Origin of the sequence: thiotrophic endosymbiont of Bathymodiolus puteoserpentis (Logatchev) (assembly GCF_900127505.1) — a bacterium.
Taxonomy (GTDB): Bacteria; Pseudomonadota; Gammaproteobacteria; order PS1; family Pseudothioglobaceae; genus Thiodubiliella.
Window position 1 is genome coordinate 32891 of the sequence record NZ_UEXF01000075.1, and the last position, 4755, is coordinate 37645.

Below are 4755 nucleotides of genomic sequence, written 5' to 3' on the forward strand. Positions count from 1 at the left end.
TTCCACTGATAAATCATCTTTTCACTGCCTGTTTCCATGGTTTTGGTGCCATCAGGGTTGATTTGCATGTTGCCTTTTCTGCCGGTTATTTCGGCAGTTTTTAGCTCAGGTGTGTCGTTATAAATGGCTTTGGCAAAGTCTTGGGTGAGGTTCTGATCAATGCCATCGGTATTACAACCAACCAAGGCGATACGCCCAATGTCGGTGCTGTCGTTGCCGTAAGTTTGTTGCAGTATTTTGACTTTATCTGCTAACGATTGTGCGCCTTCTTTGCTGAGATCAGCGCCATGATCGACAAAACTAAGACGCACATTGCCTTTAGGTGTATAAATTCCATCTGTTAGTGTGATTAAATTGCCATCAGCATCAAAACGAACAATAATGCTATTGTCTGGATGTTTGTTGGCAAGATCTTGGGCGGCCTTGATTGCAATGTCGCTGTTGCCATTTTGAACGATAATATTGCTTCGATAGTTGCTAAAGTCTTTTTTGAGTGTGTGGCGAAAAATCATATCATCAGATACTTGAGGGGTATCTTTGATTAAATCACTCATCTGCTCTTCACTCATAAAGTGATTGTTTTTATCAACCATCACTTCAATGCTATTGATTTCATAATCACTTTTTGGTGCGTAAAGCACCTGAGTTGTACCATCTGAGTCGTAACTCATAACCACAAGGTCTTGTTGTTTTTTTGCTTTATTTAATAGGCTTTTTTCAAATGCTGGATCGCTCTCTAACATAGTCTTGTCAACAAGAATGGCGTGCATGCCTTGGGTTTGGTCAAAGGCTTTTAGGGTGTTTAGTGAGGCCTCTCTCCATTCTTTTAAATCTTTTATATTGTCTTGCCTGGTTTGCTGTGAAAAAGGTTGCAAAGTTTCAGACGATGGCGAGTAAGCGTTTAATGGGTCAATAACATAAAGTTGCCCATCTCTACCCAATAACATTTGAAAATCACCAATACTCAAATTTGAATGTTGTTCAAATTGCTGTAATAAATTCTGAACATCGGCCAGTGTTTTGTGTGTTATGCGCTCACCTGGAGGAAGTGCCAGTCCTGGTTTTGTTGTCAATGAGTCGTGAATGCGTTCAACTAAAATACCATGATGTTCTTGAGCGTCTTCGCCAATGACAGAAAGCGTTTTAAAATATTTTGGCGTTTTAATGCCCATTTCTCTAAATTTGTTAATCCACTCAACTTCGTTTTTTAACTGCTCAATGTTATCATTTGCTTCTGGATTTTCATTCAGTTGTAAAAATAACAAGTCGGGGTGGTTTTTTAAGGTGTAGGCAGTTTTCGTGGTACCTTCGTTAATAGGCTTACCTATATCCTCATAAGTCAATGAATCTGGGATATTTGAGGCGGTTTTATCACCTAAGCCCAATTTTAGATGATCTAAAACTTTACTAATATTGGCAGAGCTTTGCGTTGTCCAAGTAGATCTGTTACGTCCATAATCCCAACGATGAATGATTTTTTGATCCTTATCGTTCATGGTTTTAGAGCCATCTTCGTTCACTTGAATATCGCCCAATCTGCCTGTAACGCTAGCGCCTCTTAAGTATTCTCGGGTATAAAGTTGCTTGGCGTAATTTTCACTCAGCGCTTTGTTTTTACAGCCCACTAACGCAGCACGATTCAAATAGGCATGACTGCCTGCTGAATCCATCTTGTAGTGTCGCACTAATTTATCGGTGTAATTTGCTAACTTTGCTGCCCCCACTTCTTCCAATTTTTCTGAATGTCCAACAATGTTGAGTCGTACACTAGAATCAGGCGTAAATGCTTTGCCCCTTGGAAAAACCAATTTTCCTTGTCGATTCAGTGTAACAAGAACGCTGGTGTTAGGGTGTTTGTCAAATAACGCTTTGGCGGCATCTCTGGTGACTTTGTCTTCGCCAATGGACAAGATAATGTTGTGCTTGTTTTTGTCATTGCTTTTTAGGTTTAGGGCTTCATAACCCTCAGGCGTGTTGACACGGAAAACAGACTTATCGCTTTCTTCCCAGCTCCGTGTCTTGAGAAAATCAAGACTGTCTTTTCTTAAATCAACACGTTGCTTATTGCTATCATCGGTAATAACTTCTACAGTCTCAAAAACTAAATTTTGACTGTCGTCTGGTTTATGAAAAACTTCTTTTTCACCTGTTGCAAAATCATGGATAACAATAACTTTATTATTCTTTCCTTTTACATCATTTAGTATTTTTTGTTTGAGTACGCCATCGGGTGAGTCCCAGAGTTTCTTATCGATGTAGGTAATGTGGTTGAGTGTTTTGTCGGTAAAGCGCTCGTGGTGTTTTAAAATAACTTCTTTGAACCCCTGTAAGGCGCTTAACTCAGCTAAATTACGCATATTGCCTGTACGAAGATCAACATCCTGTGGATCTATAACATAGAATTGACCGTCTTCAGCAATAATCCCCTGAAAATCGGATATACAAAAATTGGGATTTGTTGCAAATATTTTTCGCAAACGCTCAATGTCTTCTAAGGTTCGATCGTTGCTATTGTTAAGTATTCTTAACAGAGGATCTCCTGCCAGAATCCAACTTCTATACGATAATTTTATATCTTGTGCGCCTTTAATTTTTTGCACCACTATACCGTGTCGCGTAACATTGGCTTTAGATTGATCTACAAATGTGATTTTTTTATGGCGTTTAGGTGTTTTTATACCAAGTGAATCTAGTTGTTTTAACCACCTTATTTCATTCTTAATATCATGGGCTGGATATTTTGACCCCAATAGCAATACCAATAAATCAGGCCGGTTTTTAAAATTGTAGGCAGTTTTAAATGCACCTTTACCAACAAAATTTGTTATGTCTACTTGATCACTGCTTAATGTGCTTGGGATGTTGTCTGTATCCGATGATCCTTTGGAGCTCGCACCACCAAGCTTTAAACCCTCTAATATTTCTCCCACGCGCTTAGATTCTTCAGTCTGCTGGGTAACGATATTTAAGTCATCGTTCCACTGATAAATCATCTTTTCACTGCCTGTTTCCATGGTTTTGGTGCCATCAGGGTTGATTTGCATGTTGCCTTTTCTGCCGGTTATTTCGGCAGTTTTTAGCTCAGGTGTGTCGTTATAAATGGCTTTGGCAAAGTCTTGGGTGAGGTTCTGATCAATGCCATCGGTATTACAACCAACCAAGGCGATACGCCCAATGTCGGTGCTGTCGTTGCCGTAAGTTTGTTGCAGTATTTTGACTTTATCTGCTAACGATTGTGCGCCTTCTTTGCTGAGATCGGCGCCATGATCGACAAAACTAAGACGCACATTGCCTTTAGGTGTATAAATTCCATCTGTTAGTGTGATTAAATTGCCATCAGCATCAAAACGAACAATAATGCTATTGTCTGGATGTTTGTTGGCAAGATCTTGGGCGGCCTTGATTGCAATGTCGCTGTTGCCATTTTGAACGATAATATTGCTTCGATAGTTGCTAAAGTCTTTTTTGAGTGTGTGGCGAAAAATCATATCATCAGATACTTGAGGGGTATCTTTGATTAAATCACTCATCTGCTCTTCACTCATAAAGTGATTGTTTTTATCAACCATCACTTCAATGCTATTGATTTCATAATCACTTTTTGGTGCGTAAAGCACCTGAGTTGTACCATCTGAGTCGTAACTCATAACCACAAGGTCTTGTTGTTTTTTTGCTTTATTTAATAGGCTTTTTTCAAATGCTGGATCGCTCTCTAACATAGTCTTGTCAACAAGAATGGCGTGCATGCCTTGGGTTTGGTCAAAGGCTTTTAGGGTGTTTAGTGAGGCCTCTCTCCATTCTTTTAAATCTTTTATATTGTCTTGCCTGGTTTGCTGTGAAAAAGGTTGCAAAGTTTCAGACGATGGCGAGTAAGCGTTTAATGGGTCAATAACATAAAGTTGCCCATCTCTACCCAATAACATTTGAAAATCACCAATACTCAAATTTGAATGTTGTTCAAATTGCTGTAATAAATTCTGAACATCGGCCAGTGTTTTGTGTGTTATGCGCTCACCTGGAGGAAGTGCCAGTCCTGGTTTTGTTGTCAATGAGTCGTGAATGCGTTCAACTAAAATACCATGATGTTCTTGAGCGTCTTCGCCAATGACAGAAAGCGTTTTAAAATATTTTGGCGTTTTAATGCCCATTTCTCTAAATTTGTTAATCCACTCAACTTCGTTTTTTAACTGCTCAATGTTATCATTTGCTTCTGGATTTTCATTCAGTTGTAAAAATAACAAGTCGGGGTGGTTTTTTAAGGTGTAGGCAGTTTTCGTGGTACCTTCGTTAATAGGCTTACCTATATCCTCATAAGTCAATGAATCTGGGATATTTGAGGCGGTTTTATCACCTAAGCCCAATTTTAGATGATCTAAAACTTTACTAATATTGGCAGAGCTTTGCGTTGTCCAAGTAGATGTGTTGTCTTCATAACTCCAACGATGAATGATTTTTTGATCCTTATCGTTCATGGTTTTAGAACCATCTTCGTTCACTTGAATATCGCCCAATCTGCCTGTAACACTAGTGTCTCTTAAATATTTTCGAGTGTAAAGCTCTTTAGCGTAACTTTGACTGAGTCTTTCGTTGTTACAACCCACCAAAGCAGCACGATTCAAATAGGCGTGACTATCTACTGAATCCATTTTGTAGTGTTGCGCTAATTGATCGGTGTAATCTGCTAACTTTGTCGCCCCCACTTCTTCCAATTTTTCTGAATGTCCAATAATGTTGAGTCGTACACTGGAATCAGGC

The 4755-nt window shown here is 39.2% G+C and carries 1 protein-coding gene; it reads right to left on the minus strand.

Annotated elements, in window-relative coordinates; genetic code table 11:
- A partial coding sequence (locus BHECKSOX2_RS09650) for a C80 family cysteine peptidase (protein WP_180323757.1) occupies window positions 1–4755 on the minus strand: 4755 nt, incomplete at both ends.